Source organism: Gammaproteobacteria bacterium (assembly GCA_015709615.1).
GTDB lineage: Bacteria > Pseudomonadota > Gammaproteobacteria > Burkholderiales > Nitrosomonadaceae > Nitrosomonas.
Genome location: CP054179.1, coordinates 2,768,987 through 2,786,616, shown reverse-complemented (window position 1 = coordinate 2,786,616; position 17,630 = coordinate 2,768,987). Strand labels below are relative to the sequence as shown.

Genomic DNA, 17,630 nt, shown 5'->3' with positions numbered 1-17,630 from the left:
CCGCATGTTTCATATCGTCTTGCATCAACCGGAAATTCCGCCCAACACGGGCAACATCATCCGCCTGTGCGCCAATACCGGCACACAGCTTCATTTGGTCAAGCCGCTCGGTTTTCCGCTGCAGGATAAACAACTAATCCGCGCCGGTCTGGATTACCATGAATTTACTTCCATTCAAGTGCATGAGAACTGGGCGGCGTGCCATCAGAGCCTGCAAGGACGCCGCCTGTTTGCGATCACAACGAAAGGAAAACAGCGTTACGACCAGGTGGCGTACGCCGAGGGAGATGTGTTTCTGTTTGGCTCGGAGAGCTGCGGCCTGCCTGCTCATCTCATGGAGACTTTTCCGGAACCGCACCGTCTCCGGGTGCCGATGGTGGCAACCAGCCGCAGTTTGAATCTATCCAATGCCGTTGCCGTCGTGGTTTATGAAGCATGGCGGCAAATGGGATTTCCATCTGGACAATAGCTTGTAATTACTGCAAATTGAGATTCTCACTCAAAATCCGTGGCGTCACGAAAATCAGCAGTTCGCGTTTGTTGTCCACTTTCGTGGTATTACGGAAAACATACCCTAGTACCGGAATATCGCCCAGCATCGGCACCTTGTTCACCACTTCGTTCTCGGTGCGATCGAAAATACCGCCGATGACAACAGTCCCGCCATTTTCGACGAGAATCTTGGTCGTCACCGATTTAGTATTAATCGGCGGCGGCAGGAACTGATTAATCGGCGTGCCGATTTTGTCCTGATTGACGTTCAATTCCATATCGATCTGGCCATTGTAGGTGATTAGCGGTTTAACTTTCAGCCGCAACGTGGCATCCATGAAACGGATACTGGTTGCGCCGCTGCTGGTTGCTTGTTGGTACGGCACCCGGTCGCCCTGTTCGATAATCGCTTCCACGCCATGTGCGGTAACCACGCGCGGACTCGCGATGATTCGCCCTCTCTGATCGGTCTCCAAAGCGGATAACTCGAGATTAATGAGCCGGTTATTGTTAATCTTCAGCAAACTCAAACCCAGCGCAGCGGGACCGCCCAGTAAACCGGTCGCTGCCGCTGCGGGCAGATTCACATTAAGATTATCTCCTCCCGATGCCGATCCTCCGCCAGCGAGTGTGCTCGAGTTAGCCAAATTGCCCGAAATGCCGAGTCCATAACCTCCCAGATTGTTTGCGTTCTGAATCCCGAAACGCGCCCCCAGATTCCGACTGAATTGATCCGTCGCCTCGACAATACGCGCTTCGATCATGACTTGCCGCTCAAAAACATCCAGTTTCTGAATCCGCTTTCGGATTTCTTCCAATCTGGACGGAATATCGGTAACCGTGACGGTATTGCTGATGTCATCCAGATTGAGTGTGCCCCGTTTGCTGAGCATGCTTTCGAACGACATCGAGTTGACCCGGCGGTGATTCAGGCGAAAAATTTCGGAGCGCAGCGGCTCCATATCGGCAATTTGCATTTTCGCTTCCACATCGAGCAATTCCCGATCGGCCATTTCCTTGCGCGGCGCGACAAAAATGACATTGCCGGTCTGACGCTTATCCAATCCGTGCGCTTGCAGCACGATGTCCAGCGCATGATCCCACGGCACATCTTTTAGCCGCAGCGTAAGATTGCCCGCAACGGAATCACTGGCAATGATATTCAGATTGGTAAAATCGGCGATGACTTGCAACACCGCGCGCACTTCCACGTCCTGAAAATTGAGCGATAACCGCTCACCGGTATAACCGCCGTTGGCGCGCTTCTTTTTTGCTTGTTCTTCTTCGTCATCGCTCAATGCCCGGACTTCCAGAACAAACCGGGCGCCGGATTGGCGTGCCGAATGTTCCCATCGACCGCCTGCTTTGACATGCATGCGAACATTATTGCCTTTCTTCGAGGTTTCGATGGTATGAACGGGTGTTGCAAAGTCGACGACATCAAAACGCCTTTTCAGGCTACCGGGTAGCACGGTATCGACGAATTCGACGAAAATATCGTTGTTTTGCAGTTGCACATCGACGCTGGCGCCGGGTTTTGTCATATCAACCTCTATCCGCCCTTCTCCGCTCGCGCCGCGGCGGAAATCAATATCCTGCAAACTGTTCATTTGCTGGTTCGGCGTCTCTTCCGCGAACCGTACCACCGAAGCCGCAACCGGACTCTCTTGCACACTGACCAGTTTGATAAACAGGATATTGTCTTGCGTGCTGATATCGTGCCGCATGAGTCTCGCCAAATTCAACACCAGCCGGGTGCGATCCCCGACCTGCACGATGTTGATGCTGCGCAAGTCACCTTCGGCGGCTTCCTGTACATTCTTGCCCAAGCCGTTGGTAACCTGATGAAGGTCAAAATAAATGCGATGCGGATTATCCAGCACAACACCCGCCGGCAGTACCGGTAACGGCCGGTCCAAAGTAAGCTTGGCGATGACTTCGCCATTCTGGAATGTGGAGATATCGATGGAACGGATACTATTACTATTAGGCGATGCTTCCGCAGTTATCGTTTGTTGTGCAAGAACCACGGTCGCAAAACAAATCAACAATGCTGCTAATACGATGTTGAGACCAGATCTTTTCATCATTATTGGTAGCTTCAGGGTTGTTTTATTTTAATTTTTCAGCATAAGTGCGCTTGTTTTCTCAGTCCATTCATTTACGCCATCTTGCACAATCTCCAGTAGTTGAACTTCCGATTCCGATATATGGTTAATTTTTCCGAAATTCTGCCCTAGATAATTACCGACTTGTACACGGTACAAGGTACCGTCCGGTGATTTAATCACGGCAAAAATCTTATCACGCTGCTGCAATGTGCCGACCATCAGCAGGCTTTCCAGCGGATAGGATTCCAGCACTTCCTTATGTCGCGTCAAGTCCGGCTGAATTCCGTTGCCGACTGTTTGCACATGATCATTTTTCCGCGGTACAAAAGGGCTGGAGATATCAAAAGCCTGATAGGTAAAATATTGATGCGGTCTGATTTCAGGTAACGGATCGATCTGACCATGCAAACCTTCGCCGGCACTTTGAACGAAGGCTTCCAGATCACTAAAGTCGTTTTGACCACAAGCAGTCAGCATCGTCAAGGGTATCGCAAGCAACATCAGCAGGCATCGATTTCCGATCATCATTTATTTACCTTTCGCTTGCTTGGCCATTTCTTCTTCATCCAGATAACGGAATGTCTTTGCGATTGCATCCAATACTAATTTTCCATCCGTGCCCGGCGCGATCGTGATGTCATTTAACGTAACAATCCGCGACAGTCGTGCAACATCGCTGGCAAAGGCACCAATATCGTGGTAACCGCCAGTTACCCGGATGGAAACCGGAAGTTCGGCATAAAATGCGTTGATCGTTTCCTTTTCGGCCGGCTTGAATAATTCGAACTGCAACCCTCTGCCCAAACCTGCCTGATTGATATCGATCAACAATGCTTCCATTTCCGATTTATCAGGAAGCTGCTTCAGCATGGCACTCAGCGATTGTTCTATTTCTTCCAGTTGCACGCGCAGTGCCGGCAAATTAACCGCGCTTCTTTTTTTAATCAAATAAGTATTTTTTAATGTTTCTTCTTCCGCCCGTATCTTTTCCAGCATATCGGTCTGTTCTTGCCACACCAAAAAATGGCCTGCAATAATGATGGCAATGAATAAAATGACCAAAGCGCCGATTTTAATCGGCACCGGCCAATTTCCCGCTTGATTGATATCAAGCTGACGCAATTCAATGAGTAGATCATTCATACCGTAGCCTTACGATTTTCCAGGGGGATTGGCAAGCTGTTTCTGTGCATCATCAATCGATGTCCGCCTCAGTTTTATTCTCATGTTGAATTCATTCTGGCGGATGTTATTGACCGTCATTGCCTTAATTTCTATTAACAGCGGTGATTCAAGCCAGGGTGATGATTCCAGATTACGCATCAACATCGATATCCAGGCGTTGGATTGCGCATACCCGACAAGGGTAATGTTCTGATCGTTCTGCTTAACGCTTTGCAAATACACGCCGTCGGGAAGCAATCGCGCTAGCTGATCCAGCAAATGCACCACTTCGGAGCGGCTATTCTGTAATGTTTCGACAACATGCTTGCGTGCAAGCAATTCCTGAGTTTGCGACTTTATATTGCGGATCTCGGCAATCTCACCATCCAAAACGGCAATGCGACTCTGCAAAAATTGATTGCGGGCATTCTGATACTCTATATTGCCCGCGATGAAGGTATAAACGCCCCAGACCACCAGGATTCCCAGAAAACTCACCACGCCGGCCAGAATCGCAATCTGTTGTTGCCGGGCTTTACGCTTCAGCTCGCGATGAGGCAGTAGATTGATGCGGATCATGACGGATCGAAACTGCGCAACGCCAGACCACAAGCAATTAATAGAGAAGGCGCATCCTGCTTCAGTTGGCGCGAAATGATGCGGCTCGATAGCTCCATACTAGCGAAAGGATTCACAACGAGTGTGCTGACCTGAGTGCGTGCTGCGATGATGGCGTCCAGTCCGGGGATAACGGCGCATCCGCCGGCGATAAAAATATAATTAACCTCGGTATATTGCGTCGAAGTGTAGAAAAACTGAATGGCGCGCATGACTTCGATCGCCAACGTCTCGCAAAAGGGTTGCAATACTTCCGCTTGGTAATTTCCCGGCAGATTGCCGCCGCGTTTGGCGGTTTCCGATTCTTCCAGGGACAGATTGAATTGATTATGGATCTCCTGGGTCAGCTGATCGCCGCCAAAATGCTGATCGCGCGTGTATAACGACTCGCCATTCAGCAGCACGTTCACTTTCATGACGGTCGCGCCAATATCGACGAGCGCTATCACCCGGTCTTTCCCGCCGTCCGGCAGTTGATTCAGTGTTAATTCAAACGCGGTCTGCGCCGCGTAGGGTTCAACATCCATGACAACTGTTTTAAGACCAGCCGCCAGCGCAGCAGCCACACGATCTTCCACTTTTTCTTTGCGCGAAGCCGCAATGAGAACTTCCACTTCGTCCGGATTATCCGCAACGGGCCGGGTAACTTGAAAATCCAGATCCACTTCATCCAAGGGAAAAGGAATATATTGACTAGCCTCATTTTCCACTTGAAAAACCAGATCTTCCTCGCGCTGCCCGGCCGGCACCACAATTTTCTTGGTAATCACATCCGTTGCAGGCAGCGCCAATGCCACGTTTTTCTGGCGCGTGCCCATGCGCTTCCAGCTGCGCTGCAAACTTTCAGTGACCGCTTCCATATCGGCAATTGCACCGTCCTGCACAGCGTCTGCCGGTAAGGATTCGATGACATAACGCTCGATACGGTAGGCCTGACTGCCTTTCCCGGCCATTGACAACTCCACCATCTTTACCGATGAGGAGCTAATATCCACACCGATCAGTGATGGCGACTTCAACTTCAGGAAGTCTAAATTGATATCAAAATTTCCCTTGAACATTGTTCAGTTAGAAGCGATACTCGCGCATGGCATAAATTAGTTTAGTACATAAACTTACTTTTCATCTGAATAAATCTATATTTATTCAGTGGACTGAAAAAGCTATTACTGATTCTGACATAATCCGGAACATCCTATTCAAAGAAAAACAATAAATACACCCCCTATAATTTTGTATTTTAACCGTTTCATTGCTTAATTATCCATGTTTGCTCGCTGGTTGTACTATTTTTTTATCACATTGTCCGCTTTAGGTTTGATTGGTGTGTTGCTGGCAGGCTTTGCCGGCTTGGTTATCTATTCCAATTTGCCGTCACTCGATACACTGACCGATTATCGTCCCAAAATACCGTTGCGCATCTATAGCGATGAAGGTCTGCTGATCGGCGAGTTTGGCGCGGAGCGCCGGAATGTGGTCAGTATTTCCGAAGTACCGGAACATCTCAAACAAGCAATTCTCGCAGCGGAGGATGACCGCTTTTATGAGCACGGCGGTGTTGATTATCTGGGGGTGCTGCGTGCCGCTTATTCCAATTTTTCTGCGGGTAGTGTGCGCCAAGGCGCCAGCACGATCACCATGCAGGTTGCGCGCAATTTTTTTCTGACCCGGGAAAAAACAATCACCCGGAAACTCAGTGAAGCGCTGCTGGCGTTCAAAATTGAACACAGTCTCAGCAAAGACAAAATCTTAGAGCTGTATGTCAATCAAATTTATCTCGGGCATCGCAGTTATGGTTTTGCAGCAGCCGCAAACACATACTTCGGCAAATCGCTGCAAGAGATCAATATTGCCGAAGCCGCCATGCTGGCCGGACTACCCAAAGCACCTTCAAGCTACAACCCTATCAGTAATCCCAAACGGGCTAAAAACCGGCAACTTTATGTATTGGGCCGGCTCCATAAACTGAATTACATCTCCAGTGAAGAATTGAGCGAATTGGAAAAACAACCCGTCCCCGTGAAGAAACAATCGACGGCTTTTGCCATGCGTGCCGAGTATGTTGCTGAAATGGTTCGTCAAGTAATCTACGATCGTTACCAGGAAGAAACCTATGACAAAGGTATCAAAGTCTACACGACATTGCGCCAATTGGATCAGGAAGCAGCCTATCAGGCGTTGCGCAAGAATGTGATCGAGTACGACAGACGTCGCGGTTACCGAGGTCCCGAAGGATATGTCGATCTGACCAAATACGGCGCCAACCAGGAAAAAACACTGGACGATGCACTGGACGAAATCAATGACAGCGACGATATTTATGCAGCCGTTGTTTTGGCTGCAAAGCCCAGTGTCGTACAGGTTTATAAAAAGGGCGGGGAGGTGATTGAAATCACTGGTGACGGCCTTAAGTTCGCACAGAAATTCTTGACTGAAAAAAAAGAACCGGGAAAAAAATACATTACCCCTGGTGCGCTAATCCGTGTGCAAAAAAATCAGAAGAATGCATGGCATATCGTTCAATTGCCGGAAATTGAAGCAGCACTTGTTTCAATCGATCCCAACGATGGAGCAATTCGCGCTTTGATCGGCGGATTCGATTTCTATAAAAATCAATTCAATCATGTCACACAAGCATGGCGGCAGCCGGGTTCCAGCTTCAAACCTTTCGTTTATTCCGCTGCACTCGAAAAGGGTTTCACCCCGGCCACCATCATCAACGATGCCCCGCTCTCGTTCAGCGCCGCACAAACCGGCAGTCAATTGTGGGAACCGAAAAATTTCGATGGCAAATTCGAGGGACCGATGCGCATGCGTACTGCACTAACAAAATCAAAAAATTTAGTCTCGATCCGGATATTGCAAGCGATCGGCATTCAGTACGCGCAAGATTACATAACCCGGTTCGGTTTCGATGCCAGCCGGCATCCACCCTATTTACCGATGGCACTTGGTTCAGGTTCGGTCACTCCGATGCAAATGGCGGTCGGGTACGCTGTTTTTGCCAACGGCGGTTTTCGGATTGCACCTTATTTCATTAAGAAAATTGAAGATGAAAAGGGTAGCGCCATCGAACAATTCAATCCCGTATCGGTCACCAATGGCGCAAAACGCGTCATCGATCCGCGCAACGCATTTATCATGACCAGTATGATGCAAGATGTCATTAATCACGGCACCGCCGTCAAAGCAAGACAATTAGGACGCACCGATTTAGCCGGAAAAACCGGCACGACCAGTAATTTTGTCGATGCCTGGTTCTGTGGCTTTCAAAAAGACTTGGTGACCATCGCCTGGACCGGATATGACGAACCGAAGTCACTGGGAAATAACGAAACGGGCGGACGCGTCGCTTTGCCGATATGGATGGATTATATGAGCCCCGTCCTGAAAGGCGTGCCGATGGCGGAATACAGGCCCCCCAATGGGGTAGTTACCGCTAAAATTAATTCGGCAACAGGATTCAGGGAGTCAAGCGGCGACATGACTGAATTTTTCTTTAGCGAACAGCTCCCGCCGCTTAATGAAAGTACGATTGACCATACGCCCAAAGTCACCCGAGATGTGCAAGATCAATTATTTTAGGGAAAAGCTGATTCTAAGACTGCACGAGCGAATCGCTTCGTTGCGCACTACCCACTCCATCGCCTATCCGGGAGGGGTCGATAGGCTTTGGGTGCTGCGTTCAACCATGCTGCGTTAAAATCAGATTCAAAATGCGCATTGCCCACTCGTTTTTTACCTGATTTAGCTTCGCCTGACCGTCGCTCGCTCCCTTTCTCAGAGTTTCCTCCTCAGATCGCTCAGGATACTTTTTATCTTTATCCTTTTTTTAACCACTTGGCAGCTTCCACTGCATAATACGTCAATATTCCATCGGCCCCAGCGCGTTTGAATGCGAGCAGCGACTCCAACACACAGGCTTCTTCATTGAGCCAGCCGTTAATCGCGGCGGCCTTGAGCATGGCATATTCGCCGCTCACTTGATAAACAAATGTTGGCGCCCCGTATTGATCCTTCACGCGACGCACAATATCCAGATAAGGCATACCCGGCTTGATCATGACCATGTCCGCCCCTTCATTCAAATCTAATCCAACTTCCCACAAGGCTTCATCGGAATTTGCCGGATCCATCTGATAGGTATATTTATTTCCCGCACTAAGATTTGCCGCAGATCCAACTGCATCACGGAATGGTCCATAAAAACTGGAAGCATACTTTGCTGAATATGCCAGTATGCGTGTATGAATAAACTGCTGGCTATCCAAACCGCTTCGAATCGCTGCAATGCGACCATCCATCATGTCGGAAGGCGCCACAACATCTGCACCCGCTTGCGCATGTGCCAGCGCCTGCTGACACAAAACATTCACTGTTTCATCATTCATAACGTAGCCACGCTCATCAATCAAACCATCCTGACCATGACTGGTATAGGGATCCAACGCAATATCGGTTATGACGCCCAGTTCAGGAAAATTTTTCTTTAATTGTCGGACGACTCTGGGTACTAATCCTTCCGGATTATAGGCCTCACTTGCAGTTAAGTTTTTGAGCTCGGTGTCAATAACCGGGAAAATTGCAAGTGCCGGAATACCCAGCCGCAAACAATTTTCTGCTTGCACCATCAAGAAATCAGGGCTCTGCCTGACGACACCAGGCATTGATTGAACATTCTCGCTGCGATTTTTACCATCCAATACAAAAACAGGATAAATCAAGTCATCTACGTGAAGATGAGATTCTTGCATGAGACGGCGGGAAAATTCGTCACGACGCATACGTCGCATTCTTTTTTGCGGAAACTGGCTGAAAGAGAACATAAGAAAAGAAAAATAAAAAATAAGATAAAAAAAATCTACTGCTTAGAGGAACTAATTAAGTCATTAACCGCTCTTAAGAGCGGACAATCTTGATCGTCCCCCTGTCTTTCCTCCCTGAGGCAGGGCCTTAAGTGATATTAAGGCGATTCCCCCCGGTTTTACTCCCCTTTAACCGGGGGCTTTTTTTCAACTTTCCCCAAGACTTCGAGTAGCATTCAACCATTCGTTAATAACAGCCGCAGCATTCTCAGCTCCACTGCCAGCTAAACTAGAAAACAACTGTACAGTACATCCCGGATAAGATTCATTCAAATATTGAGTGACCGTTTGTAAAGTCATATGCGCTTTTTGCTTACTTAGTTTGTCAGATTTTGTCAGTAAAATATGCACAGCTTTTCCAGTCGGTACAAACCAATTCAGCATTTGGATATCAAGTACTTTTAACGGATGACGGATATCCATTATCAACACCAAGCCTTTAAGCGCTTTTCGTGTTTGTAAATATTGCTCCAATAACCCCTGCCAGTGCTGCCGTATACCGCTAGGAACTTTAGCGTAACCATATCCAGGTAAATCAACAAGAAATTGATTTTCGTTTAATTGAAAAAAATTGATATGTTGCGTGCGCCCAGGTGTTTTACTTACATAAGCCAAGCGATTTTTATTGGCTAGGGTATTTATGGCGCTAGATTTGCCTGCATTAGACCTTCCAGCAAAAGCTATTTCTATACCTGAATGCTCAGGCAAGTCACGAATATCATTTACCGAAGTATAAAAAGTTGCGTTCTGAAACGGAATCATCGCGTGCCTTCCGAAATTGCTGACTTTTGTCTGCGCAGGTCATCTTTAGCAATTAGAATCAATCCTTCCAATACTAAATTATCAACAGCATTAATTGGAAACTTAATAAATGGAAGTAAGAGAGGCGCAGCTCCACCGCTTATAATACAGCTTTTGACGGCATGACGTGTTTTCTTTGATAAAAGATCATGCATTCGTTCAATTGCACCAACTAGGCACTGAATAATTCCACTTTGAATCGCATTATTAGTACTGCCAGGAAAATCTTCGTAAGAACCGGCTTTAATTTGACTTAATTGAGTTTCTGCGCACAAGCTATTCTGCATCAAGAGCACACCAGGTAGTATGATACCGCCAAAAAATTCACCAGAATCTGAAAGTGCATCAATGGTCACTGCAGTTCCGACATTAATCACTAAGCAAGCTTCACGCTGAAGCTGCCATGCCGCAATTAAAGCTGCCCAACGATCACTTCCTAACTGCTCGGGATTTAAATAGCCATTCAGAACACCACATCGAGATAAGCTAGACTGAAGCCATATAGTTCGCACATTCCAAAACGAAATCATTGTAAAGATCTCGTTTTTTGTTTTGCTACGTGCGACATGAGAAATTATAATAACATCAGGTTCCGGCAGTTTGCTAAATTCATTCCTCAAAAACGAAATGCTTTCGTAATTGATCTTATTTTGCATTAACCAATGATCATTATCATAAAATCCCCACTTAACAAAAGAATTACCAGAGTCAATTGCTAATATAGCAGGCATTAGCTTAAAACTAATCAGTCAATCGCATTGAAATGTCACCAACACTATATGAGCGTCGGCCAGCAAAAGTTAGCAAACTAATTGATCCATCGGAATTTACATTGTCCACTTTACCGGAAACTGTCAAATTATTAGGAAGAATCAGCTTAACATGTTTACCATGATATGCATGATAATTAATCCATTCATCTTTGAAAAATGAGAACCCATGCACTTCAAAATTTGACAAGATGTCGCATAATTCTAGGAGCAATGCACTCAAAATTACATTGCGATCGAAATGCTTCCCAGTGATTTGATATAAATCCGTAATATCTTGTTGAATAATAGATTTTAGGGAAGGTGAGAGATCAAAATTGATACCAATGCCGATGACTGCATAAGAGGGTCCAGTCACTTTTCCACGAAGCTCAATTAATATGCCACCTAATTTACAGTTATTGTAAAGGATGTCATTAGGCCACTTAAGCTTTACTTGACCTATTGAGAAGGATCTCAAAACTCGAACAATTGCAATACCAATCGCCAAACTAAGTCCTGCTAATTCGGCTATGCCATTCCTAAAGCGCCATAATAAAGAAAATGTAAGCCCACTTCCAAGCTCACTGTACCATGATCGACCTACTCGACCACGCCCTTTTGTTTGGATTTCAGCTGCTACAACAGGAATTCTATCGCTATCTAACCGAAGTCTATGGAAATTTTTCAATATAAAGCTATTTGTAGAATCTATGATATTGAAAATATTCAGATCAAAAGTGAATAAAGAATTTGATGTAAATCTGAGGATTTTATCTTTATTCAATAGAAATAAGAACAATATTCACACTCAACACTTTGCTCAAGGTAAATTTCAACCTATTTCAATAGTGCCGTCACATTCCAGCACTATTTTTCAACTAAACCAAAAAAGTTTATACAGAGCCTATCGTAACTATATTTCATAATTCGAAGAAGATCTCTGTCTCTTTATGCAGCAAACAGGAAATTTACAAATACACTGTTCATTAAGTAATATTTCAAGGAATTTTAAATTCAAATCAATTCGCTATCAGCACTAAGCTCATCAGCAGGTCGATCAACGAGTTCCACTAAAGCCATCGGTGAATTATCACCATTTCTATAACCATATTTAAGAATTCTTACATAACCACCAGGCCGGCTAACATATCTAGGCCCTAATTCTGCAAATAATTTGGTTACATTATCTCGATCACGAAGTTTGTTGAAAGCTATGCGCCGATTTAGTAATGTTGATTTCTTCCCTAAAGTTATTACAGGTTCAATATATCTTCTAAGCTCTTTTGCCTTAGGCAAAGTAGTTGTTATAACTTCATGTCTTAGCAGTGAATTACTCATATTTCGAAACATTGCTGATCTATGACTACTTGTTCGATTAAGTTTTCTAAATGCATTATTATGACGCATGATTTTGATCCTTAGATACACTTTCTAAATTTGCTGGCGGCCAATTATCTAATTTCATTCCAAGTGTTAACTCACGTGCAGCTAATACTTCTTTAATTTCATTAAGAGATTTTCTTCCTAAATTAGGTGTTCTCAACAATTCAGCTTCTGTGCGTTGAATTAGGTCGCCTATATAATAAATATTTTCCACTTTCAAGCAATTTGCAGATCTCACTGTTAGTTCAAGATCATCAACTGGTCGGAGTAAAATAGGATCAATTTGAGGTGCTTGTGGTTTTTCTTTTGGTATAGGAGTACTTTCCAGATCCGCGAACACTGACAATTGTTGAACTAATACTCTAGCTGCATAACGAATAGCTTCTTCAGGCTCGACCACTCCATTGGTTTCCAGATCAATTATCAATTTATCTAAATCAGTCCTTTGCTCAACACGCGCGCTTTCAACCGTGTAACTTACTCGTCTAATAGGGCTGAAAGAAGCATCAAGAAAAATTGTTCCAATATCCTTCTCTATATTTATGTTCTTTCTAGTTGAAGCAGGTATAAATCCTCTACCCTTTTCAACTTTCAATTCAATTTCTATAGTATTATCAGAAGTCAAATGCGCGATGATATGCTCAGGATTTATTATTTCAACATCATGCCCAGTATCTATATCACCTGCTGTTACAGTTCCTTTTCCAGATTTCCTTAGATATAAAGTAGTTTGTTCATTATTGTGTAACTTTAAAACTATACCCTTAATATTTAACAAAATATCTACAAGATCTTCCTGCACACCATCCAAAGCAGAATACTCATGAACAACGCCAGCAATTTTAACCTCTGTTGGAGCAAAACCAAACATTGAGGATAACAGTATTCTTCTCAATGCATTTCCCAAAGTATGGCCATATCCCCTTTCAAAGGGCTCCATGATTACTCTAGCATGAAGTGGTGATATATTCTGAACATCAATAATCCGGGGAGTAAGTAGCTCCGTTCCGAGCATAAATAAGTCCTTTAACTTTAAGGTTATCTTAATATGAAATAATCACTTAGAATATAATTCAATGATTAATGATTCATTGATCGTAGCAGGTAGCTCTGTGCGATCCGGTTTTGCTTTATACGTACCCTTCATTTCCTTAACATTTACTTCAATCCACGAAGGAAAATTTCTATTATTAGCTGCTTCAACAGATGTTTTTATGCGCAAATGATTTTTTGCTTTTTTGTCTACTTCTACAACATCACCCATTTTTACTAGATAAGAAGGAATATTAACACGACGACCATTTACCAGAATACAATTATGTCTAACGATCTGCCTCGCTTCACTTCTTGATGAACCAAAACCCATATGATATGTGACATTATCGAGACGACTTTCTAAGCGTTGAAGCAAATTATCACCAGTTATGCCTCGTTGCTTATCCGCGAAATAATATATATTTCTGAATTGCTTTTCGAGTACACCATATATTCTTTTTACTTTTTGTTTTTCACGGAGTTGGTTTCCATAATCTGACAATCTACCTTTTTTTTGCCCATGTTGACCTGGTGGGTAATTTCTTCGCTCTATCGCACATTTGTCTGTAAAGCATTTTTCACCCTTCAAAAATAATTTTTCACCCTCCCGTCGACATTGTTTACATTTTGGTGCAAGGTTTCTAGCCAATTTTATCTCCTCAAATACGTCGTTTTTTTGGTGGACGACATCCATTATGTGGAACAGGTGTAACGTCTGAAATACTGGTAATTTTGAAACCAGCAGCATTCAAGGCTCTAACGGCCGAATCTCGTCCAGGGCCTGGTCCTTTTACTTTTACTTCAAGATTCTTAACGCCACAATCGATAGCAATTTTGCTAGCATTCTCTGCAGCAATTTGCGCTGCGAATGGCGTACTCTTCCGTGATCCTTTAAAACCGGCGCCGCCTGAAGTTGCCCAAGACAAAGCATTTCCTTGCCTGTCTGTTATTGTCACTATCGTATTATTGAAAGATGCATGAATGTGTGCTATACCTTCAGAAACATTTTTTTTGATTTTTTTTCGCAATCGCGAAACTGCTTTAACCATTATATAGTCCTTAATTATGTTTTTGCATTAACAAATCAATATTTATCGCGCGCGTATAACTTTTCTTGGCCCTTTTCTGGTTCGTGCATTTGTTCTAGTTCTCTGCCCGCGAACAGGAAGACCGCGTTTATGCCTTAGCCCTCTGTAACACCCTAAGTCCATGAGTCTTTTAATATTCATTGAAATCTCACGTCGCAAATCGCCTTCGGTCGTAATCTTCCCGATGTGATCTCGTAAGCTATCGATCTGCTCTTCAGAAAGATCTTTAAGCTTTTTATCAACCTCAATTCCCACTGCACGGCAAATATTCTTAGAACTCGTTCTTCCAATGCCATAAATTGCTGTAAGGGCAATACCAACATGTTGATGATTAGGGATATTTATGCCGGCTATACGTGCCATATTTTTTTCCTGAATTAATTGTCTTGTAGTCTATCACTAACCTTGGCGTTGCTTATGCCTTGGATCTTTGCATAGTACGCGGACTATGCGATTACGGAGAATAATTTTGCAATTTCTACAAAGTTTTTTTACAGACGCGTTTACTTTCATAATCTTATGTTAAATCATCTCAAATAAAAAAATCATAAAATTTCAATCTTATTTATTTCGCTCGAAAAGTTATTCTTGCCTTTGTAAGATCATATGGTGTTAAATCAACAGTAACTTTGTCTCCAGGTAAAATTCTAATATAGTGCATTCGCATTTTCCCGGAAATATGCCCCAAAACTATATGTCCATTTTCTAACTTTACTCTAAAAGTTGCGTTAGGCAGCGTTTCGAGTACCTCACCCTGCATTTGTATTGTATCTTCTTTCGCCATCATATTTAACTTAAGCAATTATCGTGCTGGTAATTTTATATTACTATTATTGCTTTTAAAATTTGTCTTTTTTAGTAAGCTATCGTATTGAGATGACATGATATGTGATTGAACTTGTGACATAAAATCCATAGTTACTATCACTATAATGAGAAGAGAGGTTCCCCCAAAATAAAATGGAACATTCCACTTCAAGATTAAAAATTCCGGTAACAAACAAACCAAGGTAACATAAATAGAACCCGACAAAGTTAGGCGCAGCATTATTTTCTCAATATAACGCGTTGTTTGATCTCCTGGCCTTATACCAGGGATAAAAGCACCACTTTTTTTAAGATTCTCTGCTGTCTCTTTCGGATTAAATACAAGCGCAGTATAGAAAAAGCAAAAGAAAATTATCATTACTGCATATAATATTACATAAATAGGTTGACCAGGCGAGAGTGCAGAGCTAATATCTTTTAGCCATGTAACCGATTCATTATTTGCAAACCATCCAGCTAAAGTGGCAGGAAATAAAATTATACTTGAAGCAAATATTGGAGGTATTACTCCAGGCATATTGAGCTTTAGGGGTAAATGCGAACTCTGTCCACCATAAACTTTTTGTCCAACTTGCCTTTTAGCATAATTTACTAAAATTCTTCTTTGCCCCTTTTCAACGAAAACTACGATTCCTGTAACAAAAGCTGCAGCACCGAATATACCTAATGCTATTAAGAAATGCATCGAACCATTGCTTACCAAATCTAAGGTTCCACCAATTGCACTTGGTAATCCTGCAGCTATTCCAGCGAAGATAATTAATGAAATTCCATTTCCTATGCCACGTTCCGTGATTTGCTCACCCAACCACATCAAAAAAATTGTTCCGGTCACTAAAGTTATCACTGTTGTGATTATAAACATAACATCTGGATTTATCACTAAGCCTTCTTGAGATTGTAAAGCTATTGAAATACCGTAACTTTGAATTAAAGCTAAAATAACAGTGCCGTATCTCGTATATTGAGTAATTTTTCTTCTTCCACTTTCACCTTCTTTTTTCAAGGTTTCTAGAAAAGGAATAGCAACTGTTCCGAGCTGCATAATAATCGATGCTGATATATAGGGCATTATACCAAGCGCGAAAATTGAAAATCTAGAAAGCGCTCCTCCTGAGAACATATTAAACATTCCGAGTACACTACTTTCTTGGGAATCAAATAAATCTTTTAAAACTATTGGATCTATTCCTGGCACAGGAACATGGGCTCCAATTCTATATACTATTAGCGCAAATAATAAAAACCATAAGCGACGCTTAAGATCTGCAAATTTATCCACAGAAAAATTCGACATACTTTATATTAATTTTTTTTAGAATTTATGAAGTAACTCAATCTGATACCTGTATCATATTTAACACACCTTTACTGACTACGATATCTTTAAAACTCAATAATTTTTTGCAATTACCAGATTTAAATACCTTAATTTTCTTAATAGTCTTAGGCACAATATTATTTATTTTAAGAGATGCCAAGCTAACTTCGGTCTCGGGAATATTATTCAAATCACTTAATCTTAGGTTAAATGAAATTTGGCGATTTCTAAAATTCGAGAAGCCTCTTTTTGGCAAACGTCTTTGAATTGGCATCTGCCCACCTTCAAATCCTACTTTATGAAACCCACCAGATCTAGATTTTTGCCCTTTATGCCCTCTTCCGCCTGTTTTACCAAATCCTGAGCCTATGCCACGTCCTAATCTTTGTCTATTTTTCTTCGAGCCATCAGCTGGTTTAATTGTATTTAAATGCATAATTAATTTATCTTAATTAAATAGTTAATCTTTTTAATCATTCCGCGAATTTCAGGCGTATTTACAAGTTCAGAAGAGCTATTTAATTTTCTTAATCCGAGACCATAGATAGTTGCTTTATGTGTTTTTTTCGTACCTATAACACTTTTAACAAGAGTAATTTTTATGGTCTCTTTTACTTTACTGTCAGTCATTACCTTGTCCCATTATTTCTTTTATAGATTTATTACGTTTTGCTGCAATATTGGCCGGTGTATTCATTTGAGTTAAACCTTTAAGTGTAGCCCTTACTACATTATACGGATTAGTCGAGCCAATACATTTTGCCAATATATTAGTCATACCCATCACTTCAAAAATAGCTCTCATCGGACCACCCGCAATTATACCAGTGCCTTCTGGAGCAGGTTGCATATATATTTTTGCTGCTCCATGTGAAGCAGTTATAGGATGATAAATCGTTCCATTCTTTAATTTTATTTTTATCATTCTCCGCCGCGCTTCATCCATAGCTTTTTGAACAGCAACCGGTACTTCTCTTGACTTTCCTTTTCCCATACCGACACCACCATCACCATCGCCCACAACAGTTAAGGCAGCAAATCCTAAAATACGACCACCCTTCACGACTTTAGTCACTCTATTGATAGCAACCATCTTTTCACGCAGATCGTCGCTATTTTCTTCTGTTCCCATCGCTTTAACATTCATATTTCTTACCTTCGGGCATTATTTA

At 42.9% G+C, this 17,630-nt stretch carries 22 protein-coding genes; 2 read left to right on the top strand and 20 right to left on the bottom strand.

The features are described 5' to 3' along the window. Window positions 1-4 precede the first annotated feature (4 nt). Window positions 5-469, top strand: a complete 465-nt coding sequence (trmL, locus tag HRU77_13260) for a tRNA (uridine(34)/cytosine(34)/5-carboxymethylaminomethyluridine(34)-2'-O)-methyltransferase TrmL (protein QOJ21561.1) — start codon at window positions 5-7, stop codon at window positions 467-469. 7 nt (window positions 470-476) lie between these two features. On the opposite strand, the gene pilQ is transcribed toward trmL, so the two are convergent. Genes pilQ through HRU77_13235 form a run of 5 tightly spaced genes read right to left on the bottom strand, consistent with a single transcriptional unit; the run spans window position 477 to window position 5,446 of the window. Continuing rightward, window positions 477-2,579: a type IV pilus secretin PilQ gene (pilQ, locus tag HRU77_13255; protein QOJ22185.1), complete on the bottom strand. Its 2,103-nt coding sequence runs from the start codon at window positions 2,577-2,579 to the stop codon at window positions 477-479. A 30-nt stretch (window positions 2,580-2,609) separates the two neighbouring features. Next, window positions 2,610-3,128 carry a pilus assembly protein PilP gene (locus tag HRU77_13250; GenBank protein QOJ22184.1) on the bottom strand — a complete coding sequence of 173 codons (519 nt, stop codon included), beginning with the start codon at window positions 3,126-3,128 and terminating at the stop codon, window positions 2,610-2,612. 3 nt (window positions 3,129-3,131) lie between these two features. Next, the gene (locus tag HRU77_13245; GenBank protein QOJ21560.1) at window positions 3,132-3,746 is read right to left on the bottom strand and encodes a type 4a pilus biogenesis protein PilO; all 615 of its coding nucleotides are present in this window, start codon (window positions 3,744-3,746) and stop codon (window positions 3,132-3,134) included. 9 nt (window positions 3,747-3,755) lie between these two features. Further along, a complete protein-coding gene (locus HRU77_13240) occupies window positions 3,756-4,346 on the bottom strand; it encodes a PilN domain-containing protein (GenBank protein ID QOJ21559.1) in 591 nt (196 codons plus the stop codon). Next, a complete protein-coding gene (locus tag HRU77_13235; GenBank protein QOJ21558.1) occupies window positions 4,343-5,446 on the bottom strand; it encodes a pilus assembly protein PilM in 1,104 nt (367 codons plus the stop codon). The genes HRU77_13240 and HRU77_13235 overlap by 4 nt, the downstream gene beginning before the upstream one ends. 205 nt (window positions 5,447-5,651) lie before the next feature. On the opposite strand from HRU77_13235, the gene HRU77_13230 reads away from it, so the two are divergent. Then, window positions 5,652-7,970, top strand: a complete 2,319-nt coding sequence (locus tag HRU77_13230; protein ID QOJ21557.1) for a penicillin-binding protein 1A — start codon at window positions 5,652-5,654, stop codon at window positions 7,968-7,970. Between the two features lie 236 nt (window positions 7,971-8,206). On the opposite strand, the gene hemB is transcribed toward HRU77_13230, so the two are convergent. The 15 genes from hemB to rpsE all read right to left on the bottom strand — a co-directional run bounded on the left by hemB (window position 8,207) and on the right by rpsE (window position 17,605). Further along, on the bottom strand, window positions 8,207-9,211 hold the full coding sequence (gene hemB, locus HRU77_13225; protein QOJ21556.1) for a porphobilinogen synthase: 1,005 nt from the start codon (window positions 9,209-9,211) through the stop codon (window positions 8,207-8,209). 186 nt (window positions 9,212-9,397) lie between these two features. Further along, window positions 9,398-10,012 (bottom strand): YihA family ribosome biogenesis GTP-binding protein, encoded by a 615-nt coding sequence (locus HRU77_13220; protein ID QOJ21555.1) that lies wholly within the window; start codon window positions 10,010-10,012, stop codon window positions 9,398-9,400. Next, window positions 10,009-10,782, bottom strand: a complete 774-nt coding sequence (locus HRU77_13215; protein ID QOJ21554.1) for a type III pantothenate kinase — start codon at window positions 10,780-10,782, stop codon at window positions 10,009-10,011. The genes HRU77_13220 and HRU77_13215 overlap by 4 nt, the downstream gene beginning before the upstream one ends. Window positions 10,783-10,792: 10 nt before the next feature. Further along, window positions 10,793-11,587, bottom strand: coding sequence for a biotin--[acetyl-CoA-carboxylase] ligase (locus tag HRU77_13210; protein QOJ21553.1), 795 nt, complete (start codon window positions 11,585-11,587; stop codon window positions 10,793-10,795). A 230-nt stretch (window positions 11,588-11,817) separates the two neighbouring features. Next, complete coding sequence (rplQ, locus tag HRU77_13205; protein ID QOJ21552.1) at window positions 11,818-12,210, bottom strand: 50S ribosomal protein L17; 393 nt, start codon at window positions 12,208-12,210, stop codon at window positions 11,818-11,820. Further along, a complete protein-coding gene (rpoA, locus tag HRU77_13200) occupies window positions 12,200-13,201 on the bottom strand; it encodes a DNA-directed RNA polymerase subunit alpha (GenBank protein ID QOJ21551.1) in 1,002 nt (333 codons plus the stop codon). The genes rplQ and rpoA overlap by 11 nt, the downstream gene beginning before the upstream one ends. A gap of 42 nt (window positions 13,202-13,243) precedes the next feature. After that, complete coding sequence (rpsD, locus tag HRU77_13195; protein QOJ21550.1) at window positions 13,244-13,870, bottom strand: 30S ribosomal protein S4; 627 nt, start codon at window positions 13,868-13,870, stop codon at window positions 13,244-13,246. Between the two features lie 10 nt (window positions 13,871-13,880). Next, entirely contained in the window at window positions 13,881-14,270 is a 390-nt protein-coding gene (rpsK, locus tag HRU77_13190) for a 30S ribosomal protein S11 (GenBank protein QOJ21549.1), read from the bottom strand. 42 nt (window positions 14,271-14,312) lie between these two features. Further along, a complete protein-coding gene (rpsM, locus tag HRU77_13185; GenBank protein QOJ21548.1) occupies window positions 14,313-14,672 on the bottom strand; it encodes a 30S ribosomal protein S13 in 360 nt (119 codons plus the stop codon). A 36-nt stretch (window positions 14,673-14,708) separates the two neighbouring features. Then, window positions 14,709-14,822 (bottom strand): 50S ribosomal protein L36, encoded by a 114-nt coding sequence (gene rpmJ / locus HRU77_13180; GenBank protein QOJ21547.1) that lies wholly within the window; start codon window positions 14,820-14,822, stop codon window positions 14,709-14,711. Window positions 14,823-14,874: 52 nt separating this feature from the next. Beyond that, window positions 14,875-15,093, bottom strand: coding sequence for a translation initiation factor IF-1 (infA, locus tag HRU77_13175; GenBank protein QOJ22183.1), 219 nt, complete (start codon window positions 15,091-15,093; stop codon window positions 14,875-14,877). A gap of 18 nt (window positions 15,094-15,111) precedes the next feature. Further along, window positions 15,112-16,434: a preprotein translocase subunit SecY gene (gene secY / locus HRU77_13170; GenBank protein QOJ21546.1), complete on the bottom strand. Its 1,323-nt coding sequence runs from the start codon at window positions 16,432-16,434 to the stop codon at window positions 15,112-15,114. Window positions 16,435-16,471: 37 nt separating this feature from the next. Next, a complete protein-coding gene (rplO, locus tag HRU77_13165; protein ID QOJ21545.1) occupies window positions 16,472-16,894 on the bottom strand; it encodes a 50S ribosomal protein L15 in 423 nt (140 codons plus the stop codon). Between the two features lie 2 nt (window positions 16,895-16,896). Then, window positions 16,897-17,088 carry a 50S ribosomal protein L30 gene (gene rpmD, locus HRU77_13160; GenBank protein QOJ21544.1) on the bottom strand — a complete coding sequence of 64 codons (192 nt, stop codon included), beginning with the start codon at window positions 17,086-17,088 and terminating at the stop codon, window positions 16,897-16,899. Beyond that, complete coding sequence (gene rpsE, locus HRU77_13155) at window positions 17,081-17,605, bottom strand: 30S ribosomal protein S5 (GenBank protein ID QOJ21543.1); 525 nt, start codon at window positions 17,603-17,605, stop codon at window positions 17,081-17,083. The genes rpmD and rpsE overlap by 8 nt, the downstream gene beginning before the upstream one ends. Window positions 17,606-17,630 lie beyond the last annotated feature (25 nt).

Excerpts from the sequence above, each read along its gene's own strand:
- HRU77_13245 (QOJ21560.1), bottom strand. The coding sequence starts at position 3,746 with ATGAATGATCTACTCATTGAATTGCGTCAGCTTGATATCAATCAAGCG.
- rplQ (QOJ21552.1), bottom strand. The coding sequence starts at position 12,210 with ATGCGTCATAATAATGCATTTAGAAAACTTAATCGAACAAGTAGTCAT.
- HRU77_13220 (QOJ21555.1), bottom strand. The coding sequence starts at position 10,012 with ATGATTCCGTTTCAGAACGCAACTTTTTATACTTCGGTAAATGATATT.
- rpoA (QOJ21551.1), bottom strand. The coding sequence starts at position 13,201 with ATGCTCGGAACGGAGCTACTTACTCCCCGGATTATTGATGTTCAGAAT.
- rpsK (QOJ21549.1), bottom strand. The coding sequence starts at position 14,270 with ATGGTTAAAGCAGTTTCGCGATTGCGAAAAAAAATCAAAAAAAATGTT.
- HRU77_13240 (QOJ21559.1), bottom strand. The coding sequence starts at position 4,346 with ATGATCCGCATCAATCTACTGCCTCATCGCGAGCTGAAGCGTAAAGCC.
- pilQ (QOJ22185.1), bottom strand. The coding sequence starts at position 2,579 with ATGAAAAGATCTGGTCTCAACATCGTATTAGCAGCATTGTTGATTTGT.
- trmL (QOJ21561.1), top strand. The coding sequence starts at position 5 with ATGTTTCATATCGTCTTGCATCAACCGGAAATTCCGCCCAACACGGGC.
- hemB (QOJ21556.1), bottom strand. The coding sequence starts at position 9,211 with ATGTTCTCTTTCAGCCAGTTTCCGCAAAAAAGAATGCGACGTATGCGT.
- rpsE (QOJ21543.1), bottom strand. The coding sequence starts at position 17,605 with ATGAATGTTAAAGCGATGGGAACAGAAGAAAATAGCGACGATCTGCGT.
- HRU77_13230 (QOJ21557.1), top strand. The coding sequence starts at position 5,652 with ATGTTTGCTCGCTGGTTGTACTATTTTTTTATCACATTGTCCGCTTTA.
- rpmJ (QOJ21547.1), bottom strand. The coding sequence starts at position 14,822 with ATGAAAGTAAACGCGTCTGTAAAAAAACTTTGTAGAAATTGCAAAATT.
- rpsM (QOJ21548.1), bottom strand. The coding sequence starts at position 14,672 with ATGGCACGTATAGCCGGCATAAATATCCCTAATCATCAACATGTTGGT.
- infA (QOJ22183.1), bottom strand. The coding sequence starts at position 15,093 with ATGGCGAAAGAAGATACAATACAAATGCAGGGTGAGGTACTCGAAACG.
- rplO (QOJ21545.1), bottom strand. The coding sequence starts at position 16,894 with ATGCATTTAAATACAATTAAACCAGCTGATGGCTCGAAGAAAAATAGA.
- secY (QOJ21546.1), bottom strand. The coding sequence starts at position 16,434 with ATGTCGAATTTTTCTGTGGATAAATTTGCAGATCTTAAGCGTCGCTTA.
- HRU77_13215 (QOJ21554.1), bottom strand. The coding sequence starts at position 10,782 with ATGCCTGCTATATTAGCAATTGACTCTGGTAATTCTTTTGTTAAGTGG.
- HRU77_13235 (QOJ21558.1), bottom strand. The coding sequence starts at position 5,446 with ATGTTCAAGGGAAATTTTGATATCAATTTAGACTTCCTGAAGTTGAAG.
- HRU77_13250 (QOJ22184.1), bottom strand. The coding sequence starts at position 3,128 with ATGATCGGAAATCGATGCCTGCTGATGTTGCTTGCGATACCCTTGACG.
- rpmD (QOJ21544.1), bottom strand. The coding sequence starts at position 17,088 with ATGACTGACAGTAAAGTAAAAGAGACCATAAAAATTACTCTTGTTAAA.